The following is a 22,878-nucleotide window of genomic DNA, read 5'->3' as shown; positions in this document are numbered from 1 at the left end:
GGGCCGCTTGCGCCACCCGTGAAACTTCGCTGCTTTCTAGGCATCAATTGCGACGTTAAACCGCCACCAGGCGCACGCTCGCACCCTCGCCGACGCCCAGGGCTTCGGCGGCTTCCAGGTCCAGGGTCACCGGTTTGCCGGGCGCGTAGTCAAGCTCGAGCATCACGGCGCGGTAGTCCTGCAACTGGGCATTGGCGACCAGGTATTGGCGACCGACACCCTTGACCGGTTCGCCGATCTTCACCGGCACCACGCGGCTCTGGGCAATCGAACGGATCCCCGAGACACGCGCATGCAGGGTCGGGCCACCGTCGAAGATGTCGATGTAGTGATCGGTCTCGAAGCCTTCGCGCATCAGGATGTCGAAGGTGATCTGCGCCCGCGGGTGCACCTGGCCCATGGCTTCTTGCGCGGAGTCCGGCAGCAGCGGCACGTAGATCGGGTAGTGCGGCATCAGTTCGGCGAGGAACGTACGGCTCTTCAAGCCGCAGAGACGCTCGGCCTCGGCATAGTTGAGGTCGAAGAAGTTGCGCCCGATGGCGTCCCAGAATGGCGAGTCGCCGTTCTCGTCGCTGTAGCCGACGATCTCGGTCACCACGGAGTCGGCAAAGCGCTCCGGATGGCTGGCGACGAACAGCAAACGGCCACGGGAGTTAAGCTCCGACCACGGCGAACCGACCAGGTCGCGCTGCACGTAGAAGCTGGTCAGCAAGCTGTTACCGGTCAGGTCGTGGCACTGGGAGAGCACGTGAATCTTGTTGTGAATCTTCAGCTCGCGGGAAGCGTGCACGAAGGTTTCATTGCGAAAGCTGTAGAACGGCTCGGAATAACCGGCCGAGGCGACGATGGCCGAGCAGCCGACCAGTTTGCCGGTGGCCGAGTCTTCGAGGACGAAGAAGTAACTCTCTTCACCGTTGAAACTCACTTCGGCGGCAAACGAGGCCTCGCTCGCAGCGATCTTGTCGCTCAGGCGTTCAACGTCATCCGGCAAGGAAGTGACACCAATCGGGCTGTCCGCAGCCAGACGCTGTACCTCGCCCAGATCAGCCATTTGCGCGGGGCGCATCACCAGCATGGTGTCACTCCTTTCTCTAACACTCTTTGAGGAAAATAAGCCGGCCCCCTGTAGGAGCTGGCTTGCCAGCGAAGGCGACCGGTTGATCGCCGCAAGGCTTTCGGGCCTCTTCGCTGGCAAGCCAGCTCCTACAATGGGTAAACACCCCAGGCGGGACCGGCATCAAAATTGGGTTCGACGCCTGGTTTGCAGGCGCCGAAGGGTCTATCAGGCTTGTGTCAGTTTTGCAGCAGCACGTTCGAAGCGGTCCAGGCCGGCATCGATATCGGCATCTTCGACCACCAGGCTCGGGGCGAAACGCACCACGTCCGGGCCGGCTTGCAGAATCATCAGGCCTTCCTGTTCGGCGGCGTTGAAGATGTCCTTGGCCTTGCCTTTCCAGGCATCGCTCAGCACGCAGCCGATCAACAGGCCCAAGCCACGGACCTGGGTGAACAGGCCGTATTTCTCGCCGATCTGCTCAAGGCGCGCCTTGAACTTGTCGTGCTTGGCGTTCACACCGTTCAGCACTTCTGGAGTGTTGATCACGTCGATCACCGCTTCCGCGACCGCGCACGCCAGCGGGTTGCCGCCGTAGGTGGTGCCGTGAGTGCCGACGACCAGATGCTTGGCCAGGGCTTCGGTGGTCAACATGGCCGCGATCGGGAAACCGCCGCCCAGGCTCTTGGCGCTGGTCAGGATGTCCGGGGTCACGCCGTAATGCTGGTAGGCGAACAGCTTGCCGCTGCGGCCCATGCCGGTTTGCACTTCGTCGAACACCAGCAACGCGTTGTTCGCGTCGCACAATTGGCGGGCGCCTTGCAGGTAAGCCAGTTCGGCCGGCAGCACGCCGCCCTCACCTTGAATAGGTTCCAGGACCACGGCGCAGGTCTTGTCGGAAACGGCGGCTTTCAGTGCGGCCAGATCGTTGTACGGCACGTGGGTGATACCGGTGATCTTCGGACCGAATCCATCGGAATACTTCGACTGGCCACCGACGTTTACGGTGAACAGGGTGCGGCCGTGGAAGCTGTTGAGCGCGGCGATGATTTCATACTTCTCGCTGCCGAAACGGTCGAACGCGACACGACGGGCCAGCTTGAAAGCGGCCTCGTTGGCTTCGGCACCGGAGTTGCAGAAGAACACGCGCTCGGCAAAGGTGGCGTCGATCAACTTGTGCGCCAGGCGCAGGGCCGGCTCGTTGGTGAACACGTTCGACACGTGCCACAGCTTGTTCGCCTGCTCGGTCAAGGCACCGACCAGCGCCGGATGCGCGTGGCCCAATACGTTGACGGCAATCCCGCCGGCGAAGTCGATCAGCTCGCGACCGGACTGGTCCCAAACGCGGGAACCGGCGCCACGCACAGGAATGAATGCGGCGGGCGCATAGTTGGGAACCATTACCTGATCGAAATCGGCGCGTTGTACCGCAGCGTGCTCAACGGACATCGGAGTCTCCTGAAGAGAAAACACTCGCCTGAAACTGGCGAGCGATGAGGGGATTGTAAGGACAGTTTTCAGCCCGGCCTTGTCGCCAAGCGACAACTTCTTATAGCGCAAACCCCGGATTTTCCCGGGTTTACGGCAATGCGACATATAGGGTCGCAAAGGCGCAGTTTAACTGGCCGCGGGCGTTTGCGGCAGGTTGCTGCGTTGTAACGCAAGCCAATGGGCCACGTGCGGTAAATATGTACCGCACATCGATCAGCTTCGCAGGTTTTCCTAGGGGCCAATCAAACACCGACGAACGCCTTCACCTCATGAACACCGCCCCCGTAACCTCTGACGCTTTCAGGCCCGATGCCCATTTTGAATATCTGCAAACCGCCATCCCGCTCTGGCTTCGACAGTCAGCGCCCCACAGGCGCGAGGCACTGACAAACGTCACGCCCCGGCTGCCCAGTGAATTGGGCAATGCTGCAAAGCATCAACATGCAGAACTGGGCAGACTGATCGCCCACCACATTGCCAGCCAGAACCGGGTCGACAAGACGCTGGCCAACCTGCAAAACCCTGCTGAGTTCGCTGAGCCCCTGCTCAAAGCCGAACTCAAGCGCCGCTTCGGTCTGGATCTGGACGTGCGCGAGACCTTTCTTCGACTCTACATCCCGACTCACCGGCCCTGGTTACGCCTGAAGTCGGGGGCTGCGCGCGTCTGGACGGTGTCGCTGCTGGACGCCGCGCTGCACAATTTCGAAATGGCCGAAACCCGCACGGATGCCTTCGAGCCTGCCTCGACCTACATCAGCGCACCCTCCGCCAACGGGCATTTCCAAACCAGGCCGCAGATCGCCCGGCAGATGCCTATTTCAGCGTTTACCGACCTGTGCCGGGCGCTCGATATTGGCGAGGGCTATAAGGTGTATCTGGAAGACAACCTGGGCATCAGCAACCCGATGGCCTCGACAATCCTGCAATCCCAAATCCGTGACAGCGAGAAATCCGCGCTCACCGCCGCACTGCACATGGCGCAAATGCAAAAACGCCTGGGCAGCGATACTCATAGCCTGATTCTCGGTTTGCTCGACAATTTGCCGTACCTGCGCTTGCGCGGCCAGCCATGGGGCTGCCGTGACCTGACGATCATGAACGCACGCCTCACCGGGATCCTGCTGTTTGCTCCGGACCTGGAGAGTGCCCGGGAGGTGGTTCGGGTAGTGGCCTACATACCTGGCGATCCCGAGCATCCGGTGAAGGAATACCCCTCGACGGCGGCATTCGCCGAGGAACTGGGCCAACGCCTGCGCACTCGCGACTACCAACAGTTTTTTAGCCGCTTCATTGCCCATGAGGATCGTGGTCGTTTCTTCGCACAGCTCAATACCCTGCTTTCGCCGATCACCTGGCAGCCCGTGCAACCCGGTGACCCGCGCCCCACCTGGCGAGAAACAGCCGACCCACGTGCCAACCTGCACGTCACGGCAACCCCTATCCAGGGCGAACTGTGGCGCCACCTTTATCAGCGCAAACTCGACAAGATTCTCAACGACGCGCGGGTGATGGCCGTTTCCACCGCGACGGTCGACCAGAAAGCCCGGTGGGCGCTATGGGACTCCTTCACGGAAATTGCCTCGGCATTGCTGAACATAGGCGCGTTCATCGCCCTGCCCTTCGTGCCGTTTCTCGGTGAGATGATGCTGGCCTACATGGCCTACCGGTTGCTCGACGAGACCTTCGAAAGCGTTGTCGATTGGGCCGAGGGCCAGGCGCGCGAAGCGTTTGGTCACCTCATGGACGTGGTCGAGTCGGCGGTACAACTGGGGACGTTCGCCGTGGGTGGCGTGATCGCGGCCAATGAGTTTCGCGCTGTGTTGCCCCGGGAGGTCGTTCAGTTCATCGACCGCTTCAACCCGGTCAAAAGACCAAACGGCGAAACCCGCTACTGGCAGCCAGACCTGCTCACCTATGAACTCCCGGCGGCACCGCCCAAGGATGCAAAACGGGATGCGCTAGGACTGCATCAGCACCAGGGAAAAAACCTGCTGTACCTGGACAACAAACACTACGCCGTCAGTCAGGACCCGATCACCCATACGCATCACATCGACCACCCCTCCCGCCCCGAAGCCTACAAGCCGCAGCTGCGCCACAACGACGCTGGCGCCTGGCAAACTGAACTCGACCGGCCATTGAGCTGGAACCAGGCCAAGCTGCTCGAGCGCATCGGACCGGACATGCAACGCTTTTCAGCAACGACCCGCGAACGCATGCTCAGCATCAGCGGTTGCCAGGAAGATGCGCTGCGTCGGATGCACGTCCATAACGGGCAGGTGCCTGCGCTCCTGGCTGACACCCTCAAGCGTTTCCAGATCGATCAGGACATACAAACTTTTATTGAGCGTATCGGCAGTGAACAGCCCAATGACTATCTGAAAGCCGATCCCGCATTACAGCTTGAGCTGCTCCATGAACACGGCTACTGGCCTGCAAACAAAGGCCTGAGGTTGATCGACGATATGGCGCAAACCTTGTGGAAAACCTGGACACCCGATGTGCCCGTGCTGCAGATCAACATCACTCAACTCAATGAAGGCGATTTGCTCAACACCTTTTTGTCGGCGCTGTCGGAAACCGAAAACAGGACCCTGATGGGCGAAGCATTCGGCGAGCCCTCTGCGCGCATGGAAAGCCGCACTCGCAGCCTGCGGCGGATAGTGGCGCAACTGGCCGAGCGCAAGCGGCAGAGCCTGTTCGAACAGCGGTATCGAACCCTTGAGCAAGGCGCATCGTCACTGGCACAAAAGATCATGGATGCCGAACACGGGTTGCCCCGAACCCTTGCCGAAGCACTGGCGGATTCGGCCAGCGAGCTCGAACGACAACAACTCCAACGCGGCAACCTGCCAGAACGGCTTGCTCATGCAGCCCAAGAAGCACGATTGCAGGTGCGCACGACGCGTGCCTACGAAGGGCTTGAGTTGCCGTCGACCGAAAACAACCTCGACACCGACCGATTGGCGTTGCACACACTGTCCAACCTACCGGGTTGGTCGGGACAACTGCGCCTGGAAATCCGTCACTACCATTTTGAAGGTCAGTTGATCGACAGCCTGGGGAGTGCCGAGGCGCCCCTGCGCAAGGTGTTGGTTTTGAGCGAGGAGGGTTCGTATCAGGCTTACGACGATGTGGGAGAAGAACTCAGCGGTTCGAGTTCGCTTTACTCAACTCTGCTCCAGGCACTACCTGACCGCGAACGGGCGGCACTGAACATCCATATCGGTGAAGGCGATCGGCTCAAGCAACTGATTCGCCAACATGTCCTGGGCCGCGACGCATTGCGCGCACTGCTGTCTGAACACCCGAATGTCAAACCCGCCTACGACCCAAAAGTGATGCGGCTCTTGGGCGGCGGCGATGGCTACCGTCAGATGCCGAGAAACACGCTCACGCTACAAGATCGTGCGCAAACACTGTTCCCCCACTTATCCGCAGAGGAACTTGAATCGTTTGTCCTGCGCCTGCAACAGCATCCGGATGGACCTCGGGCCGAGTTGTACCGACTCATCACGCAACACGATCAACTCTTCGAAAACCTGGATGGATGGCGCAACGACGTCCCCTTGTTCGCTCCCGACAGCCAAATCAGGGTCACGCCTGAGCAATTCGCCTCCCAGAAGCGGGTACGGTATCGGTTCATGATCGATCTGCTCGACTGCTGGCGCCAGCAATGGACGCTCCCCGAAACGGCCATAGAAACAATCGAGTTCAACTTCTCTCAGCCAATCATCGGTGAGATGCCATCACTGGTTGGCGACTTCAGCGGCGTCACGATACTGAGGTTCGAAGGCTGCAACGCCACGCGTGGAATGCAAGAGTTTCTTGAGAACTTTCCCGGACTGCGCGATCTGAAATTACGTTATTTGAACTTGGGACGCCTGCCAAACAGCCTTTCTTCACTGCGACTCGAGGAGCTGATTCTCAGTGATTGCGCTGTCACCCTCGATCCCGAGAGCCACACCATGCTCGCCGGATTGCATCAGCTGACGACACTCGATTTGTACAAGAATCCACTGGGTCTGGTGCCTGACTTCGAGGCCATGCCCAATCTGAATTACGTCGACTTGTCGTACACCGGCATCACCGACTTTCCAAACGCACTGCTCACACGTCCGCGCCTGCGAACCGCCTTGCTCAACGACAACCAGATCAAGGAACTGCCCGTCGCGCTATTCACACAGCCACGCAGCACCCAGGAAGGCTTCGACCTGGGCAACAATCCAATTTCAAAGGTTTCGCGCGAACGTCTCAAGCAACATTTCCAGCAGTCCCGCCAGGACTTCGGTATCTATGCAGAAGCCACAGACATCCGTCGTGCGCAAGCGCTGTACCCCATGCTGGATGAAGAAGAGGCCAGCAAATTCGTGTTCCTGTTACCCGGCACGCTGGACGAAGGGCGAGTTGCACTGACGCGCCTGGAGACCGAACTCACAACGCTCGATAATCAACTGGACGCCTGGATAGCTGATGTCCCGCAGATTCACCCACACAGCAACCAACCGTTCACTGCACAGCAACTGCTGGTCGAACACTCGACAAGGGACGAATTCAAGCAGCTGGTTTTGCGCTGCTGGCGGCGGGAAAGTGAACCGGATGATTTCAGCGACTTGTTGCAAACAACTTACGACTTGACTGCGGACACCCAGATCACGGGCGACCTGCCGGCACTGAGTGCCGATTTCAGTCATGTGTCACTGGTTTACTTGAACAGCGATAGCGGTCTCACCGCTGGCGTCGCGCGGTTCCTGGAGCAGTTCCCCAAACTCAAGACCATCAGCATTCGCAATTTCCGCCTGGGTGATATTCCGGACTCGATTTTCCAGATGGGTGATCTGAAGTCACTGAACCTCCCCAACTGCAACATCACCCTCTCCCCTCAGAGTGTGCTGAACCTGGCCGAGATGACGCGCATGGAGTTCATTGACTTGAGCAACAATCCCCTGGGCCTCGCACCCGACGTCAGCCAGATGAGTGAACTGGCAACGCTGCAACTGGATGACTGCGAGCTCACCGAATTACCCGCCGGGCTGTTGCAACTCAGCAGCCTGGAAACGGCGGACCTGAGCTCAAACGCAATTACCCGGATACCCAGCGACATTCTGGAGCTGCCGATGGAAAACGCCGAAAGCATCGACTTGCGCGGTAACCCGTTTTCCGAAGCGAGCCTGAACATCCTGATTGAGTACTTCAGGCTGACCAACATCGACTTCGGCGTACAAGCGGTGATCGAGCGGGCGGAACTGCAAGTGTCGACGTCCGAGGCCTCAGACGCGGAAGATTGATCAACCGCGCTCTGGCGGCACCGAAGACAACTCGAACGGGCTGCTGCTGCGCCGCTGGTTGCGATCTTCGCGCGGCGTGGCACCGAAGAAATTGCGATAGGCGCTGGAGAAATGCGGCCCCGAGGAGAAGCCACAGGACAGGCCGATCTGGATGATCGACTTGCTGGTTTGCATCAACATCTGCCGGGCCTTGTTCAGGCGCAGCTCCAGGTAGTACTGGCTCGGCACGCGATTGAGGTATTGCTTGAAGATACGCTCCAGTTGCCGACGGGACACGCACACGTGCTGGGCGATTTCGTCAGTGGTCAGCGGTTCTTCGATGTTGGCTTCCATGAGCAACACGGCTTGGGTGAGCTTTGGATGACTGGAACCCAGGCGGTTCTGCAACGGGATGCGCTGGCGTTCGCCGCCCTCGCGGATGCGCTCGACCACCAGTTCTTCGGATACCGCACCCGCCAGTTCGGCACCGTGGTCGCGGGCCAATACGGCCAGCAACAAGTCGAGCACCGACATGCCGCCACATGCCGTCAGGCGATCGCGATCCCAGTCGAACAGGTGGCTGGTGGCGATGACTTTCGGGAAGCGCTCGGTGAAATCGTCCTGCCAGCGCCAATGCACGGCGGCGCGATAGCCGTCGAGCAAACCGAGTTGCGCCAACGGATAGACACCGGCCGACAGACCGCCAATCACGCAACCGGAGCGCACCAATTGCTTGAGCGCACTGCTGAGCGCCGGCGCCAGTGCGGTCGGTGGCTCATCGGCGAGCAAGAACAGTTTCTGGAAGTTTTCGAGCTTGCCGGTCCAGGCTTCACCCGGCAGTTGCCAGGCGCTTTCGGCCGGTGCTTCGGCTTGCAAGAACGACAGTTCGTAGACCACGTCCGGATGCACACGCTGAGCAACACGCAAGGCCTCCTCAGCCAGCGCAAGCGTCAGGGCTTTTGTGCTGGGCCAAATCAGGAAACCAATTCGATGGGCAGTCATGGTGGGCAATCCGAAGCGAAGAACGGTGATGAAGGCATGGGCCAATGCTAGCCCGTAAATGAACGCAAATCTTAAAACCAACAGCGATCAATGTAGGAGCCGGCTTGCCGGCGAAGGCGGTGTGTCTGGGTCAGAGATATCAACTGACCCAACGCCTTCGCTGGCAAGCCAGCGCCTACAAGGCATCGGGCCAGCCTTTGATTTGCGAAGCATGCACTATCCCGGTGCACAACGGCAGTCTTGATTACTTCAAGCTGCCGGACAGGAACTGCTGCAAACGTTCGGATTGCGGATTGACCAGCACTTCACGCGGGTCGCCGCTTTCTTCGACCACACCTTTGTGCAGGAACACCAACTGGTTCGACACTTCGCGGGCGAAGCCCATTTCGTGGGTCACCACGACCATGGTCCGGCCTTCCTGGGCCAGGGCCTGCATCACCTTCAACACATCGCCGACCAGTTCCGGGTCGAGGGCCGAGGTCGGTTCATCGAACAGCATCACCTCAGGCTCCATCGCCAGTGCACGAGCAATTGCCACGCGCTGCTGCTCGCCGCCGGACATGTGTCCCGGGTAGGCATCCTTACGATGAGCCACGCCGACCTTGTTCAGGTAGTGCTCGGCCTTGTCACGGGCCTCGGCCTTGGACATGCCCAACACATGCACCGGCGCTTCCATGATGTTTTCCAGCGCGGTCATGTGCGACCACAGGTTGAAATGCTGGAACACCATCGACAGGCGCGAACGCATGCGTTGCAGCTGTTTCGGGTCGGCCGCCTTCAGCGCGCCGTCCTTGTTTGCCACCAGCTTCAACTCTTCGTTGTTGAGCAGGATCTTGCCCGCGTGCGGCTGCTCCAGCAGGTTGATGCAGCGCAAGAAGGTACTTTTGCCGGAGCCACTGGAGCCGATGATGCTGATCACATCGCCGGCTGCCGCTTTCAGGGACACGCCCTTGAGCACTTCGTGACTGCCATAGCGTTTATGCAGGTCTTGGACTTCAAGTTTGTACATGCGGTCGGTTCTCACAAAAACAGTCAGTCAGTCGTTGAGCAAGCGCCCGTGACGCAGCGCTTCGCGCCCCGCCACCTTGGCCAGCCAGAAACCGGGTTGGGCATAACGCAGCCGTTCAATGGCAAACAGCACCCCGGACGTACCAGCACACACCGTGCTGACCCGATCCGCCAACGGATCGATCACTTCAAAAATCTCGTCGCCCGCTTCCACCCATTCGCCGGGTTTGCGCAGGAAACTCACCACACCGGGGTGCGGTGCCAACAGCAGTTCGGTGCCTTCGAACGGCATGCCTTCGCAAGGCTCTTGCGCAGCTTTCGGCCATTGGCCGGTGATCAAGCCTTGCTCGGCGAGGAACGCCAGAATGCCTTCGGCATGAGCGCAGGCTTGTTCGCGACCGGTGTCGGCCTGACCGCCCAGTTCAATAGTCGTCGCCAGGCAGGCCAATGGAATCTGCGCGTCCGGGAACAGGCGCGACAGACGCAACCACGGCAGCGAGCAGGCTTCGTCGAACGAACTGCCACCGGAATCTTCCGCCAGCAGACCCACCCGCACGTTGAGGTGAGCGGCCAGCGAACGCCATTGCGGCCAGTGTTGTGGCAAGGCGTACATGTGCAGCGCCGCTTCGGCGTCGCAATGCAAATCGAGCACGACATCGGCGGTGCAGGCGTGGCTGAGCAGGATGCGCTGCAGGCCTTGCAATTGGCTGCTTGCCTCTGGCAACGCGGCCAGGTGATCGGCCATCGCCTGACGGATCAGGCGGATATTGGCGTGCGGATCGTCACCCAGGCTGTCTGCCAATGCGGCCGCGACCGGGGCGCTCAACTCGACGAAATCACGGTTGAAGTTCTTGCCGCTGCCGGCCTCGAAACGCCCCTGATGGTTGCCCTGCAACAGTTGACCGAGGCCCAGTGGGTTCGCCACCGGCACCAGTTCGATCACACCGTTGAGCAAGCCCTGGGCTTCGAGTTCGGCCAAGCGTTTTTTCAGTTCGAACGCGGTGCGCATGCCCGGCAATTCGTCAGCGTGCAGGCTCGCCTGGATGTAGGCCTTGCGCTCGCCACTACCGAAGCGGAACACCGAAATATGACGCTCGCAGCCCAAGTGGCTCCACGGCAAAGCATGATCGATACGTTCCATATCAGTGCTTCCGTGGGGCCAGGTAGCCCAGCCAACGGCGCTCGGCCATCTTGAACAGCTTCACCAGGATGAAGGTCAGGCACAGGTAAAACACGCCGGCGGTGATGTACGCCTCGAACGGCAGGTAGTACTGAGCGTTGACCGTGCGCGCGGCACCGGTGATGTCGATCAGGGTCACGATGGACGCCAGACTGGTGGTCTGCAGCATCATGATCACTTCGTTGCTGTACTGCGGCAGCGCCCGGCGCAGGGCCGACGGCAGCAGGATGCGCTTGTACATCTTGAAGCGCGACATGCCCATGGCCTTGGCCGCTTCGATTTCACCATTCGGCGTGGCGCGCAGGCTGCCGGCAATGATTTCGGCGGTGTAGGCGCTGGTGTTGATCGCGAACGCCAGGCACGCACAGAACGTGGCGCTGGACAGCCACGGCCAGAGGAAGCTTTCACGTACTGCTTCGAATTGCGCCAGGCCGTAGTAGATCAAGAACAGCTGCACCAGCATCGGCGTGCCGCGGATCACGTAGGTGTAGATCCACGCTGCACCATTGACCACCGCGTTCTTGGAGACGCGCATCAGGCCCAGCGGCAACGCGCACAGCAGGCCGAAAAACAGCGACAGCGCGAGCAACTTGAGGGTGGTCACCAGGCCGCCAAGGTACAGCGGCAAGGCCTCCCAAATGACGTTGTAGTCGAAGATCATAGATCAGCCGCCCTTACGCCTACCGAGTAGCGCTTCTCAAGGTGACGCAATGCCAGCAACGAGACACTGGTGATCACCAGGTACATCGCCGCCACTGCGAGGAAGAAGGTGAAAGGCTCGCGGGTGGCATCGGCCGCCTGCTTGGCCTTGAACATCATGTCTTGCAGGCCCACCACCGAAATCAGCGCGGTCGCCTTGGTCAGTACCAGCCAGTTGTTGGTGAACCCCGGAATCGCCAGGCGAATCATCTGCGGCACCAACACCCGGAAGAACACCTGAAAACTGCTCATGCCGTACGCCATGCCCGCTTCCGCCTGCCCCTTGGGGATCGCCATGAAGGCGCCTCGGAAGGTTTCCGACAGGTACGCACCGAAGATGAAGCCCAAGGTGCCAATACCGGCGGCCAACGGGTTCAGGTCGATGTAGTCGTTGAAGCCGAGCAACGGCGCGACGCGGTTGAGCAAGTCCTGACCGCCGTAGAAAATCAGCAGGATCAGCACCAGGTCGGGAATCCCGCGGATCACCGTGGAGTACAGGTCGCCCAGCCAGGCCAGCCAGCGCACCGGCGACAGACGCAGTGCCACGCCGATCAGGCCCAGAACGATGGCCAGGGCCATGGACGACAAGGCGAGCTGAAGCGTCAGCCAAGCGCCATCGAGGATGACAGCCCCGTAGCCTTTCAACATGATTCAGGTCCTCGAAAGTTGGGATGAAAAAATGGCGCAAACCTCAGAGATCCTGTTGCTTGCGCCATTTCGGACTTGTCGCCGGGACGTGTTACTTGCCGTAGATATCGAAGGCGAAGTATTTGTCCTGGATTTGCTTGTACTTGCCGTTCGCACGAATGGCCGCGATGGCGTTGTTGAGCTTGTCCAGGTCTTCCTTGTCGCCTTTGCGAACCGCGATGCCTACGCCGTCGCCGAAGTATTTGACGTCGGTGAATGCAGGGCCGACGAAGGCAAAACCTTTACCGGCGTCGGTTTTCAGGAAACCGTCATCCAAAAGCGTAGCGTCTGCCACGGTGCCGTCGAGGCGGCCAGCGGCCACGTCGAGGTAAATTTCGTTCTGCGAACCGTAAGGCTTGATCTCGGCACCCAGCGGGGCCAGGACTTCGCGGGCGAAACGCTCGTGGATCGAACCACGCTGCACGCCAATGTTCTTGCCCTTGAGCTCGGTCAGGCCGTCGCTGACCTGAGTGCCGGCCTTCATCACCAGGCGAGCCGGTGTGTTGTAGTACTTGTTGGTGAAGTCCACGGACTTCTTGCGGTCTTCAGTGATCGACATGGACGACAGGATCGCGTCGATCTTGCGCACTTTAAGTGCCGGGATCAGGCCGTCGAATTCTTGCTCGACCCATACGCACTTGGTCTTCATCTCTTCGCACAAGGCGTTGCCGATGTCGTAGTCAAAACCCACGATGCTGCCATCCGGTGCTTTGGACGCGAACGGAGGGTAAGCCGCCTCGATACCGATTTTCAGAGGTTTTTCATCGGCGAAGGTTGGCAGGGACAGCACGGAAGACAGTGCCAGGGCGCCAAGCAGCACGAGTTTCTTCATCTTGGGACTCCATCGGTAAAGGGCAAAAACGGCAGAGTGAGCGACAGCCCAATATGCGAGTGAGTGGGACCGCAAAGCAGTTGCTGCGTCCTGGGAAGCGAGTGTTGAAATTCAACACCGGCAACGACGAGCGAGTGATCGGCATTCTAACGACAGGCCGGAGGCCGATATTTCTTCAATGCGACAACTAGTTACAGAAGCACTGAGAAAGCCGTTTAGCGCGTTGACAGCCCTGCAAAATCATGCAAAGCCAAAAGATAGTGAACCGATCTACGCTGCAAATTGCGGGCCTATTATTGGCAAACCCTTCTAATCCGGCAAGCGCAGCGTTGGGTCTTATTTTTTTCCGATGGTTTTGAGGCCCTGTTCCGGGGCTTGGCGTTTCCCAATGCCCCGGATTGAGTCGGTGCGGTTACACATTCAGTAACTTGAGCAATCGCGGGTAACAGTGGGAAACGCCCTACAGCGCAAGCCGATAATTATTGGCTGTTGTTTAAGGGGTGCCTGACAAATCGCCATCGCGGGCAAACCCGCTCCCACCGTATTTTGTGGCGTGACACCGATCGCGTGCACACCGAAAATCCTTGTAGGAGCTGGCTTGCCAGCGAAGAGGCCAGCCCAGCCAACACCAAAACCAGGCACAAAAAAGCCCCGCCAGGCGCAACACCTGACAGGGCTTTTCAGTGACTCAGAACTGCCGCTTACGCGACATTCATCGTCTTGTGCGTATCAATCAAATGCTGCACCACACTCGGATCTGCCAAGGTCGAGATATCCCCCAACCCATCGTATTCAGCCGTCGCGATCTTGCGCAGGATCCGGCGCATGATCTTGCCCGAACGGGTCTTCGGCAGCCCCGGCGCCCACTGGATCACATCCGGCGAAGCAATCGGGCCGATCTCCTTGCGCACCCAGTTCTTCAGTTCCAGGCGCAGTTGTTCGGTCGGCTCCTCGCCATTTTTCAGGGTGACATACACATAGATGCCCTGCCCCTTGATGTCATGCGGCACACCGACCACCGCCGCTTCGGCGACTTTCGGATGCGCGACCATCGCACTTTCGATCTCGGCGGTGCCCATGCGGTGGCCGGACACGTTGAGCACGTCGTCCACGCGACCGGTGATCCAGTAGTAGCCGTCGGCGTCGCGACGGGCACCGTCACCGGTGAAGTACATGCCACGGAAGGTCTTGAAGTAGGTGTCGACAAAGCGGTCGTGGTCGCCGAACAGCGTCCGCGCCTGACCTGGCCACGAATCGAGAATCACCAGGTTGCCCTCGGCCTCGCCTTCAATGATGTTGCCCAGGTTGTCCACCAGTGCCGGCACCACGCCGAAGAACGGACGCGCCGCGGAGCCTGGTTTGAGCGCATGGGCGCCCGGCAGCGGGCTCATCATGTTGCCGCCGGTTTCGGTCTGCCACCAGGTATCGACGATCGGGCAACGGGACTTGCCGACATTCTTGTAGTACCAGTCCCAGGCTTCCGGGTTGATCGGCTCGCCGACCGAACCGAGCAGGCGCAGGCTACTGCCATCGGCGCCTTCAACGGCGGCTTGACCCGAGGCCATCATGGCGCGGATCGCGGTCGGTGCGGTGTAGAGGATGTTGACCTTGTGCTTGTCGACGATCTTCGCCACCCGGGTAATGTCCGGGTAGTTCGGCACGCCTTCGAACAGCAGCGTGGTCGCGCCGTTGGCCAGCGGGCCGTAGACGATGTAGCTGTGGCCGGTGACCCAGCCGACGTCGGCGGTGCACCAGTAGATTTCACCCGGGCGGTAGTCGAACACGCGCTCGTGGGTCATGGCGGCGTACAACAGGTAGCCGCCGGTGGTGTGCTGCACGCCCTTCGGCTTGCCGGTGGAGCCGGAGGTGTAAAGGATGAACAGCGCTTCTTCAGCACCCATCTCTTTTGGCGCGCACACGGTGCCGGCCACTTTCATCAGGTCCTCGAACCAGATGTCGCGATGCTGGTTCCACTTGATGTTGCCACCGGTGCGCTGGCACACGATGACTTTCTGGATGCTGCTGGTTTCCGGGTTGGTCAGCGCGTCGTCGACGTTGGCCTTGAGCGGGATCTTCTTGCCGGCACGAATGCCTTCGTCGGCAGTGATCACCACTTTGGATTTGCAGTCGATGATGCGACCGGCCAGGGCTTCCGGCGAGAAGCCGCCGAACACCACCGAGTGAATCGCGCCGATGCGGGTACAGGCCAGCATGGCGACCACGGCTTCGGGGATCATCGGCATATAGATCGTCACCACGTCACCGCGGTGCACGTCCTGGCCGCGCAGTGCGTTGGCGAACTTGCAGACTTGCTCGTGCAGTTCGCGGTAGGTGATGTGGCGGCTTTCGGCAGGGTCATCGCCTTCCCAGATGATTGCCACTTGATCGCCGCGCTCGGCCAGATGACGGTCGAGGCAGTTGTAGGAAACGTTCAGGGTGCCGTCGGCGAACCATTTGATGTCGACATGGTGATCGTCGAAGGAAGTCTGCTTCACCGTGGTGAAAGGCTTGATCCAGTCGAGGCGCTTGGCTTGCTCGCGCCAGAAGCCGTCGGGGTTGACGACCGACTGCTGGTACATCGCCTTGTAGGTCGCCTCGTCAGTCAGCGTATTAGCCAGGACCTCGGGACGAACGGGATACAGGGAAGCCGCACTCATCTTTCTTACCTCGGTGGAATAGTTGTTTTTGTATGGCCCCGTTGTAGCCGGGCCGGGCCTATAGAACCATTCGACGATGGTAGTAACAAGCCCCTACAAAATGTCGTAAATAGCTGCCCAGCGTGCCAAACCCCGCACGTTTCGTCGTACCTCAAACGAGGTAGACACCCCACACATCCCTGTAGGAGCTGGCTTGCCGGCGAAAGCGGTGCACCCGGCACACCGTGTTGCCTGGATCGCCAGCAAGCCGGCTCCTACAGGTCAATTCGGGGATTGTTACGAAATCTGTCAAAGGTGTTTATCAAAACCCAGGCTATATGATCGAAAGACCCGCGCCTAAAATCTGCCACGCCAACAAGGCAACCTGATTAACCCAGTTGCAGCCCCCACGAAGGCCGTTAATCAAACACCCTGGTACCGAAGCTCCACACGCAATCCCAAAAGGATTGCGTGCACCCTTTCGACCTCTAAAAGGTAAATTTGAAATGAAAGCTTTATTAGTTCTGGCCCTTAGCAGCGTGTGCCTGAGCGCCATGGCAAACGAGGTCCCGACTGATGTCGCGCAGCAACAACCGCCCATTGAGGAATACACTTATTCGATGAATCTGGACATCGCCAAAGTTATCTCGATGAGCGAAGCCCCGAATGTCTGTGAAGTTGTTCCGATGAAAATGGAATACGAAGATTCCAACGGCCAACGACATATCCTGCGTTACAGCGCGATGGGCAATGGCTGCTCTAACGGCTGATTTTCTGTTTCACCCCTTCCCCAAAAAGGTTCGACCCACTGCCCTTGTCCGCAGATGAAGCGCCGAACCCTTTTGATCGATTTATACGATCATTTTTAGCATTTATTTGCGCTTTTTAATCGAAATAGTCGGCGTAGTATGGATTGCAACCCAAGACAAACAACGCCCAAGAATCTGGAGCACATGACCATGAAAACCCAACTGATTCTCGCCCTGACCCTTTCCGTGCTGGCTGCCAACACTTTCGCTGCTGACGGTTACGACCGCACGGGCTCCGCCGCATTCACCAGCGACGCCGCTGTCGCTGCCGACGGTTACGACCACACCGGTTCCGCCGCTTTTGCCGCCGATGGTGCTGACCATGTAGGCGCTGGCAAACTCGCTTCCGATGGTGCTGACCATACTGGCGCCGCCCGCCTCGCCGCCGATGGTGCCGACCACGTCGGTGCAGGTCGCCTGAGCTGATTCGCCAGCGCGACTTCACAGCCCGGCTTCGGTCGGGCTCAGTTGTGTCTGGAGTCTGAGAAACGCCCACCGAAACACAACATGTAGTGAAAAAAGCCGATTTTGGTTATTTATTGAACAAAAATAATCCAGCGCAAAAAATCAAGAAAAAAAACTTTCCCCCGCCAAATCCGTGCAAAGCCCTGTAAACCCTCGCTCCGACCGAAATGCAGCCACCGTCGACCGATCCGTGAGCCATTTCGCCGCACCACAGCGCGCAAAACTTCCCTATAATGCGGCCTTAAACGGGCCTGCAATATCCCCTTACAGGGATGAATAGCCAGTCTGAAGCCCCGCACAGGCGTGCAACGCTTGCTGCACCCATCAGAGGCTCTCGGAACCCCGTACAAATTCTGTTTGATGCCTGCGTATAGCTGCCGCAAAAAACGATTCCTTTAGATCCAACGCGGCCAGTACGGCCGTGTGAAAAACCAACCATCCATTTTCACACGGGCACACTGGCCCTCACGCAGGAGACGACACGTCATGCTGAGCTGGGACGAATTCGACAAAGAAGACACGGAAGTAGCCGTCAAGGGCACTAACGCTGGCCACGCCACCGAAGCCAACATGGACCGTCTCGACAGTGCCGGCGGTGCCGCCGCTCTGGAAGCCCGTGCCGTGACCGCCGCTGACTCCGCCGCCGTTGCCCGCGCCAAAGCCGCCCTGGACTCCCTCGACGTCGCCGAAGGCCTCGCCGAACTCGAAGGCGCCTCCGCCCGTGTCGCCGTTGACGAAAAGCGCATGATCAACTGCCGCGCCGACCTCAACCAACTCGTACCCTTCAAGTACGACTGGGCCTGGCAGAAGTACCTGGACGGCTGTGCAAACCACTGGATGCCGCAAGAAGTCAACATGACCGCCGACATCGCCCTCTGGAAAGACCCGGAAGGCCTGACCGACGACGAGCGCCGCATCGTGATGCGCAACCTCGGCTTCTTCTCCACCGCCGACTCCCTGGTTGCCAACAACCTGGTCCTGGCCGTGTACCGCCTGATCACCAACCCGGAATGCCGCCAGTACATCCTGCGCCAGGCCTTCGAAGAGGCGATCCACACCCACGCCTACCAGTACTGCATCGAATCGCTGGCCATGGATGAAGGCGAAATCTTCAACATGTACCACGAGATCCCATCGGTCGCGAAAAAAGCCACCTGGGGCCTGAAATACACCCGCTCGATCTCCGATCCGAAGTTCGAAACCGGCACCGTCGAAACCGACAAAGAACTGCTGCGCAACCTGATCGCCTACTACTGCGTCCTGGAAGGCATCTTCTTCTACTGCGGCTTCACCCAGATTCTCTCCATGGGCCGCCGCAACAAAATGACCGGCGTCGCCGAGCAGTTCCAATACATCCTGCGCGACGAATCCATGCACCTGAACTTCGGCATCGACGTGATCAACCAGATCAAAATCGAAAACCCACACCTGTGGGATGCCGAGATGAAGGAAGAGGCTTCGCAGATGATTCTGCAGGGTACTCAGCTGGAGATCGAATACGCGCGTGACACCATGCCTCGTGGGGTGTTGGGCATGAACGCGGCGATGATGGAGGATTACCTGAAGTTCATTGCTAACCGTCGTTTGTCGCAGATTGGGTTGAAGGAAGAGTATCCAGGGACGACTAACCCGTTCCCTTGGATGAGCGAGATTATGGACTTGAAGAAAGAGAAGAATTTCTTTGAGACGAGAGTTATTGAGTATCAGACTGGTGGGGCTTTGAGCTGGGATTAATTCCTCCACAAACTTTCTAAGTGCTTTACCTACGCATGGACGTCGGGTAACAAAAGCCCCGCAATGCGGGGCTTTTTTTAAGGAGAAAATTATGAAGTACGAAACAATAATTAGCACTGAACGCCTTCGCCCGACCACTACCATTAGAGAGCATGATTTAACATCCGAAACAGAAAGCGATAAAGCAAGAGTTCTATTTTCTGCTCCTTTCAGACGACTTCAGAAAAAAGCTCAAGTGTTTCCTCTTGAGTCAAATGCTGCTGTTCGAAGCCGCCTTACACACTCATTAGAGGTTGCGGCAATTGGTCGGCAAATAGCACAAAAAATTGCAAAAGATTTGGTTAAGAATGGAAAAATTAGTGACTCTGACCCCCTAGTTAACATTGTTGAATGCGCTTGCCTCCTACATGACATAGGCAACCCACCTTTTGGACATTTTGGTGAAGCCGCAATCTCTAACTGGTTTAAAAAAAATGGCGCCTCAAAAAAACCATTCGAACAGCACAGAAACAGTCTTACCTCGCACTATGTAGATTTTGAGAATTTCGATGGCAATGCTCAAGGACTTAGGATAATAACCAAGCTCCAAGGAGAGGATCAGTATGGTTTAAATCTCACCTGTTCAACTATTGCTGCCTATCTAAAATACCCCCATTCTGAGAGCACCCGAAAGGCTGGAACAAATAACTTCCACAAAAAGCCTGGCTACTTCCTCACGGAAGACACTTCCATCAAAGAGATCTGGGATAAACTGAACATCCCACATTACGTGCGAAGCCCCTTGACGTTCATTATGGAAGCGGCAGACGACATAGCTTATTGCCTGAGCGACATCGAAGATGGAATAGAGAAAAAAATAATAAGACTAGAAGACGTACTGACAGAAATCAGTCAAGACTTAGATAGCAACGCAAAAATAGACTGGGAAAGCATTATCCTTAAGGCAGAAGAAAACAAAGAAACCATCAACAAATTTATTTACATTAGAACAAACTTAATTAACAGAGCCACAGATATAGCAAAAGAATCATTTCTCGAAAATTCTGATTCTATTTTCCAAGGGTCATTCTATGAAACCCTTATTAAAAAACAATCATCAGAATACAAGATACTCAAAGCTGTAAGAAACTTTGTTTCGACCAACGTATACACATCGAGAGAAGCCGAAGTAATTGAGCTTTCGGGCAACAGCATAATAACTGGTTTACTGGACAAACTTTCTCCACTTCTGGAAATAGACTGCGACAGTTTCCAAATAGTCCTGAGAAAAGACACTGACAAAATAAAAGAACTGGGACTGCAAATCCACTCACGATTAATAAATCTATTACCATCTCAATGCAAAAAATCTTACAAACATGAAGCATCCGCCAACCCAGAAAATGAATGGATTTATAGAGCTCATCTAATTATTGATTACCTGTCAGGGATGACGGATGATTTCGCGCTGGAAATGTATCAAAAACTCATGGGCATTCGGACAGTATGATTTTAGAGGAAACTCACCCATTTCATCTCATAAAGAACTTGGCATCGAGCTTGAGTTACGATGCCGAGTTCGAATTTAGTATTTACGAATATGAGCCTCAGTCAATCCTTGATCATCGTGAAATAATTCGCATCACGGCTGATCGCTTATCCGAAAACATAATCGGTCGCGTGATAAGCGCTTTACCAAAAAATAACGAGCTTGCAATACACTCGTCAGTTCGAATAAACAAAAAATTATTTCACATCCCAATGATTGACTTCGTTACTTCCGAGCACGAAATCCTTGAAAAAATAAATACAATCAGACAAATACTACCACGAGACGTATTTAACGAACTATCCTTCTTCAATTCCGGCAGGTCATGTCACGCCTACAGCTTAAAACTAATAAAGCATTCTGACTGGGTTAGTTTTATGGGCCGTCTTTTGCTAATATCTAAACCTAATGAAACCCAAATTATCGATACACGATGGATTGGGCATCGATTACTTGCTGGATACAGCAGTTTAAGATGGAGCAACAACAGTTCCCATTATTTAGCCATCCCTACAAAAAGCAAAATTTTATAAAAGACTCACACAAATTCAGCACAACTAAAATAAATAAACGAAAAATCTGACAGAATTATAAGAAAGCATCACCTTTTAACTTTTATCACACCATACTAACTTATCCGCAGGTGCCTAAGAAACGCCCAACGTAGAAGCTAACCCCACAAAAAGTGTGTGCTGACCTCATTGATCAGCGCACAGTTTTTAAAGGGAAGCTGTTTGTTGGGGTTTCTTAAATCCTCTACGTCGGGCTCTGGCTTTCCCTAGTCCATTTGTAGAGAAAAATAGATATGTCCACAACGAGTTTATCTGATTCAACATCCGCTCCGGAGCTTGGAAATGTCTGAAGCGCTCATTCCAAATATTTTCAACCGCCACAACCTTCCACTCCACGCCCTCCTCCTAGAAAACCAGCCATGGTTCTGCGCCCGCGATATCGGCCGTTTGATGGGTTTCCATCTAAGTGAACGCATAGTCAACAAATTAGACAAAGACCAGCACCGCATGCTGTGGATTGAGTATCACCGGCAACCGGAAAAGCAGTTGATGTTAAGTGAGTCCGGTGTGTATGCGCTGCTGGTCTATCACTACGCACCTGGAAATCGGTTGCTGCGTGAGTGGGTCACTCATCAAGTGGTGCCAGCGTTACGAGATGCCGAACAGTCAGAAAGTTCGGATCGGCCAATGCTGAGTTTGCTGAATTGGTCGGAAATGTCGCTGAGCCTGCTGCACTGGCAGGATGAGGGGTGGATTCGGCTGCGGGACATGCCTTATCTGTTGCTTGATCACACTCAACAGAGGATGCCGGTAGCTAAGCCTTGGTGGCGGAAGGTTGTGCAGATCCTTCAGTTGTCGAAGCGCTCGATGGGTTAGGTGACGTGCTTGTAGGGTCGCTCGCGAGATTCGTCGCTTTGTCCTGTAGGAATTTTCGTAGACAGCCGTAATGGCCCCTCAGTATCGTCCGGGTGTTACACGCCTCTGACGATACTAAGGGATACGGAAATGAGTAACAGCGATTGGAGTGACATGGAGATTCAGGCAACGGTCGATGCTTACTTCCGGATGCTGTTGCGTGAGAAAAACGGTCAGGCAATCAATAAGGCCCATGAGAATCGTGTGCTACGTGAAGGAGTCTTAATTGGCCGCACAAAGGGCTCCGTCGAATTTCGTATGCAGAATATTTCTGCCGTGTTTGAGCAGCTAGGATTACAACGCATCTCTGGGTACAAACCGGCCAAAAATGTTGGTGTAGTTGTGAGTAACCGGATTCGAGAGGCTGCTGCGCGCCTTAGCAACCTTGACGTTTTAGCCTTGGGACCTGAGTGGTTCGAAGAGCGGAAGAACTCTTTCCTCTATAACTATCTGACGTCTCATTCGCCTGAAGCCATTAGAGCCACCAAAGAATTTTTATTCGAAACCACCCACTTAGAACCGCACACAGGAATACCCTATAAAACCCCAACCAACCAGCTTGAATTAGAAAAAGAAATAGTTGAGGCAATTGAAAGAGGAGAAAACCTTACTGAGCTTACTGGAGAAGCCTATAAATACTTTTCCGTATTCCTCACTTTTTTCTGGGATAAATTGCAGAAATTTTTGAACGTAATTGCGCTAGCCGCTCTACTTACGACATTCCAAAACGCCACAGAAACTTCGAAAACCCCCGAAGGAATTCGCGCCACAGTAAATTCATTATCAGCAGAGCAGCGAACGCTGCTCAAAGGCTATAGCATTGTTACGGCAGACGAAGTAATCCTCCGAGCAAAACCTAACAAAAACTCAGATAAACTGGCTCGTTTAGGCAAGGGAACCTGGGTAGAAAATCTAAAAGGTGACAAGTCTGTTTGGATTCATGTTAGGGCAGATGTAGACGGCGAAGATATAGAAGGCTGGATTTATCAACGCTATCTAGTAAGGCTTTAATCAACCTAACTCCAAGACATGCGAATTACGTTCGACATCAGGGTGAAC

At 56.4% G+C, this 22,878-nt stretch carries 17 protein-coding genes; 8 read left to right on the top strand and 9 right to left on the bottom strand.

Going from position 1 to position 22,878, the window contains the following annotated elements; genetic code table 11:
* Positions 1–55 precede the first annotated feature (55 nt).
* Both aruF and J1D76_RS02630 read right to left on the bottom strand, forming a co-directional pair.
* On the bottom strand, positions 56–1,075 hold the full coding sequence (gene aruF / locus J1D76_RS02635; protein WP_007971023.1) for an arginine/ornithine succinyltransferase subunit alpha: 1,020 nt from the start codon (positions 1,073–1,075) through the stop codon (positions 56–58).
* A gap of 207 nt (positions 1,076–1,282) precedes the next feature.
* On the bottom strand, positions 1,283–2,503 hold the full coding sequence (locus J1D76_RS02630) for an aspartate aminotransferase family protein (RefSeq protein WP_421136899.1): 1,221 nt from the start codon (positions 2,501–2,503) through the stop codon (positions 1,283–1,285).
* A gap of 458 nt (positions 2,504–2,961) precedes the next feature.
* On the opposite strand from J1D76_RS02630, the gene J1D76_RS02625 reads away from it, so the two are divergent.
* Positions 2,962–7,833 (top strand): dermonecrotic toxin domain-containing protein, encoded by a 4,872-nt coding sequence (locus J1D76_RS02625; protein WP_421136898.1) that lies wholly within the window; start codon positions 2,962–2,964, stop codon positions 7,831–7,833.
* Here the strand turns inward: J1D76_RS02625 and argR are convergent, their stop codons facing one another.
* The 7 genes from argR to acs form a co-directional block, all read right to left on the bottom strand.
* The gene (gene argR / locus J1D76_RS02620) at positions 7,834–8,814 is read right to left on the bottom strand and encodes a transcriptional regulator ArgR (protein WP_421136897.1); all 981 of its coding nucleotides are present in this window, start codon (positions 8,812–8,814) and stop codon (positions 7,834–7,836) included.
* A 244-nt stretch (positions 8,815–9,058) separates the two neighbouring features.
* Entirely contained in the window at positions 9,059–9,823 is a 765-nt protein-coding gene (locus tag J1D76_RS02615; protein ID WP_421136896.1) for an ABC transporter ATP-binding protein, read from the bottom strand.
* Between the two features lie 27 nt (positions 9,824–9,850).
* Positions 9,851–10,963, bottom strand: a complete 1,113-nt coding sequence (locus J1D76_RS02610) for a M14 family metallopeptidase (protein ID WP_421136895.1) — start codon at positions 10,961–10,963, stop codon at positions 9,851–9,853.
* Position 10,964: 1 nt separating this feature from the next.
* Entirely contained in the window at positions 10,965–11,663 is a 699-nt protein-coding gene (locus J1D76_RS02605) for an ABC transporter permease (RefSeq protein ID WP_421136894.1), read from the bottom strand.
* On the bottom strand, positions 11,660–12,349 hold the full coding sequence (locus J1D76_RS02600; protein WP_077431437.1) for an ABC transporter permease: 690 nt from the start codon (positions 12,347–12,349) through the stop codon (positions 11,660–11,662). Before J1D76_RS02600 ends, J1D76_RS02605 begins: the two co-directional genes overlap by 4 nt.
* A 91-nt stretch (positions 12,350–12,440) precedes the next feature.
* The gene (locus J1D76_RS02595) at positions 12,441–13,220 is read right to left on the bottom strand and encodes an ABC transporter substrate-binding protein (RefSeq protein WP_421136893.1); all 780 of its coding nucleotides are present in this window, start codon (positions 13,218–13,220) and stop codon (positions 12,441–12,443) included.
* A 701-nt stretch (positions 13,221–13,921) separates the two neighbouring features.
* Positions 13,922–15,877, bottom strand: a complete 1,956-nt coding sequence (acs, locus tag J1D76_RS02590) for an acetate--CoA ligase (protein ID WP_421136892.1) — start codon at positions 15,875–15,877, stop codon at positions 13,922–13,924.
* 485 nt (positions 15,878–16,362) lie between these two features.
* Here acs and J1D76_RS02585 point away from each other — a divergent pair, with 485 nt between their 5' ends.
* The 7 genes from J1D76_RS02585 (at position 16,363) to J1D76_RS02555 (ending at position 22,830) form a co-directional block, all read left to right on the top strand.
* Positions 16,363–16,626 carry a DUF2790 domain-containing protein gene (locus J1D76_RS02585; RefSeq protein ID WP_421136891.1) on the top strand — a complete coding sequence of 88 codons (264 nt, stop codon included), beginning with the start codon at positions 16,363–16,365 and terminating at the stop codon, positions 16,624–16,626.
* Between the two features lie 189 nt (positions 16,627–16,815).
* Entirely contained in the window at positions 16,816–17,091 is a 276-nt protein-coding gene (locus J1D76_RS02580; protein ID WP_421136890.1) for a hypothetical protein, read from the top strand.
* A 525-nt stretch (positions 17,092–17,616) separates the two neighbouring features.
* The gene (locus J1D76_RS02575) at positions 17,617–18,864 is read left to right on the top strand and encodes a ribonucleotide-diphosphate reductase subunit beta (protein WP_223534276.1); all 1,248 of its coding nucleotides are present in this window, start codon (positions 17,617–17,619) and stop codon (positions 18,862–18,864) included.
* Positions 18,865–18,955: 91 nt separating this feature from the next.
* Positions 18,956–20,353, top strand: coding sequence for a dGTPase (gene dgt, locus J1D76_RS02570; RefSeq protein ID WP_421136889.1), 1,398 nt, complete (start codon positions 18,956–18,958; stop codon positions 20,351–20,353).
* Positions 20,350–20,925 (top strand): hypothetical protein, encoded by a 576-nt coding sequence (locus J1D76_RS02565; protein ID WP_421136888.1) that lies wholly within the window; start codon positions 20,350–20,352, stop codon positions 20,923–20,925. The genes dgt and J1D76_RS02565 overlap by 4 nt, the downstream gene beginning before the upstream one ends.
* Before the next feature lie 321 nt (positions 20,926–21,246).
* Complete coding sequence (locus J1D76_RS02560; RefSeq protein ID WP_421136887.1) at positions 21,247–21,780, top strand: Bro-N domain-containing protein; 534 nt, start codon at positions 21,247–21,249, stop codon at positions 21,778–21,780.
* Between the two features lie 129 nt (positions 21,781–21,909).
* Positions 21,910–22,830 carry a hypothetical protein gene (locus J1D76_RS02555; RefSeq protein ID WP_421136886.1) on the top strand — a complete coding sequence of 307 codons (921 nt, stop codon included), beginning with the start codon at positions 21,910–21,912 and terminating at the stop codon, positions 22,828–22,830.
* Positions 22,831–22,878: the final 48 nt, after the last annotated feature.

The organism is Pseudomonas sp. NFX15 (assembly GCF_049132105.1).
Taxonomy (GTDB): Bacteria; Pseudomonadota; Gammaproteobacteria; order Pseudomonadales; family Pseudomonadaceae; genus Aquipseudomonas.
Note: the sequence above shows the minus strand (reverse complement) of the source record. Positions and strands in the feature narration are given on the sequence as shown.

Bases quoted from the DNA above. Each gene is read 5' to 3' on its own strand.
- aruF (WP_007971023.1), bottom strand. From the start codon at position 1,075: ATGCTGGTGATGCGCCCCGCGCAAATGGCTGATCTGGGCGAGGTACAG.
- J1D76_RS02630 (WP_421136899.1), bottom strand. From the start codon at position 2,503: ATGTCCGTTGAGCACGCTGCGGTACAACGCGCCGATTTCGATCAGGTA.
- argR (WP_421136897.1), bottom strand. From the start codon at position 8,814: ATGACTGCCCATCGAATTGGTTTCCTGATTTGGCCCAGCACAAAAGCC.
- J1D76_RS02615 (WP_421136896.1), bottom strand. From the start codon at position 9,823: ATGTACAAACTTGAAGTCCAAGACCTGCATAAACGCTATGGCAGTCAC.
- J1D76_RS02610 (WP_421136895.1), bottom strand. From the start codon at position 10,963: ATGGAACGTATCGATCATGCTTTGCCGTGGAGCCACTTGGGCTGCGAG.
- J1D76_RS02605 (WP_421136894.1), bottom strand. From the start codon at position 11,663: ATGATCTTCGACTACAACGTCATTTGGGAGGCCTTGCCGCTGTACCTT.
- J1D76_RS02600 (WP_077431437.1), bottom strand. From the start codon at position 12,349: ATGTTGAAAGGCTACGGGGCTGTCATCCTCGATGGCGCTTGGCTGACG.
- J1D76_RS02595 (WP_421136893.1), bottom strand. From the start codon at position 13,220: ATGAAGAAACTCGTGCTGCTTGGCGCCCTGGCACTGTCTTCCGTGCTG.
- acs (WP_421136892.1), bottom strand. From the start codon at position 15,877: ATGAGTGCGGCTTCCCTGTATCCCGTTCGTCCCGAGGTCCTGGCTAAT.
- J1D76_RS02585 (WP_421136891.1), top strand. From the start codon at position 16,363: ATGAAAGCTTTATTAGTTCTGGCCCTTAGCAGCGTGTGCCTGAGCGCC.
- J1D76_RS02580 (WP_421136890.1), top strand. From the start codon at position 16,816: ATGAAAACCCAACTGATTCTCGCCCTGACCCTTTCCGTGCTGGCTGCC.
- J1D76_RS02575 (WP_223534276.1), top strand. From the start codon at position 17,617: ATGCTGAGCTGGGACGAATTCGACAAAGAAGACACGGAAGTAGCCGTC.
- dgt (WP_421136889.1), top strand. From the start codon at position 18,956: ATGAAGTACGAAACAATAATTAGCACTGAACGCCTTCGCCCGACCACT.
- J1D76_RS02565 (WP_421136888.1), top strand. From the start codon at position 20,350: ATGATTTTAGAGGAAACTCACCCATTTCATCTCATAAAGAACTTGGCA.
- J1D76_RS02560 (WP_421136887.1), top strand. From the start codon at position 21,247: ATGTCTGAAGCGCTCATTCCAAATATTTTCAACCGCCACAACCTTCCA.
- J1D76_RS02555 (WP_421136886.1), top strand. From the start codon at position 21,910: ATGAGTAACAGCGATTGGAGTGACATGGAGATTCAGGCAACGGTCGAT.